1 protein-coding gene is annotated in these 859 nt (G+C 74.7%); it reads right to left on the bottom strand.

Features of this window, described 5'->3' with window-relative positions; genetic code table 11:
* Window positions 1-70 precede the first annotated feature (70 nt).
* Window positions 71-859: formate dehydrogenase accessory protein FdhE (locus C666_RS19135; RefSeq protein WP_004351630.1), on the bottom strand; the 789-nt coding region annotated here is incomplete at its 5' end.

Below are 859 nucleotides of genomic sequence, written 5' to 3'. Positions count from 1 at the left end.
GCAAGGCACCGGCTCGCGAGCCAGCCGCGGCCGGCGCCTGAACCGGACGAATGCCCGGGCCGGCAGCCGCTCAATCAGCGGCGCCGGCAGCCAGGGCGAGGTAGGGGTTGGCGGCCGGGCGCCGGTAGCCGGCCTCGCCGAGGGCGAGATCGAGTTCCAGGCTGGCGAGGTCGTCCGCCACCGGGTCGGCTGCCCTCGCCTTGCTGCGGTCGAACACCTTCAGGTAGGTACGGCAGTCGTCGCAGGTTTCGGCGCGCCATGCGCCGTCGGCCCCGGCATCCGGCGCGCCGCGCGCCAGCGACTGGTAGGCCAGGTCACGCGACGAATGGCAGTGCGTGCATTGCGCGCGCACATGGTGCCAGGCGGTGTTGCACCAGCCGCAATGCAGGTGGCGCAGCTTGCCCGAAGCGCTTTCCGCCAGCGTGGAAGCCACCGCGTGGCTGCCACACACCGGACAGGCCTCGTCGATGCTCGACACGCCGGCCGGCGCGGCGCCGGCCGCGGCAACCGTGGCCACCAGTTCCAGCGCGGCCGCCACCAGCGGCGCGCAAGCCAGGTCCCCGGGCAGCGTTTCCCCGCTGAGCAGGCGCAGCGCGACGGCTTCGCGCGCCACCGCATCCAGGGCCCGCATGCTCCGCAGTGCCTGCGCAACGGCGGGAGCGTCCGGCACGCCGGCACCATCCGCCAGCCCCCCCAGCGCGCGATGCCACACCGCCAGGCGCGGCAGGCCGGCGAGATCGAGGCGGCCATCCTCATCGACGCAGTCCGCCGCGGCAATGTCATCGGCAAGCGCGCTCAGGGCCTGCGCCTGGGTCTCGGCCAGGCCGGCGACGAAACGCAGCCAGTCGGCGGCCAGGGC

Source organism: Thauera linaloolentis 47Lol = DSM 12138 (genome assembly GCF_000310205.1).
GTDB lineage: Bacteria > Pseudomonadota > Gammaproteobacteria > Burkholderiales > Rhodocyclaceae > Thauera > Thauera linaloolentis.
The sequence above is the reverse complement of the archived record's forward strand: the minus strand, read 5'-3'. Positions and strand labels throughout refer to the sequence as shown.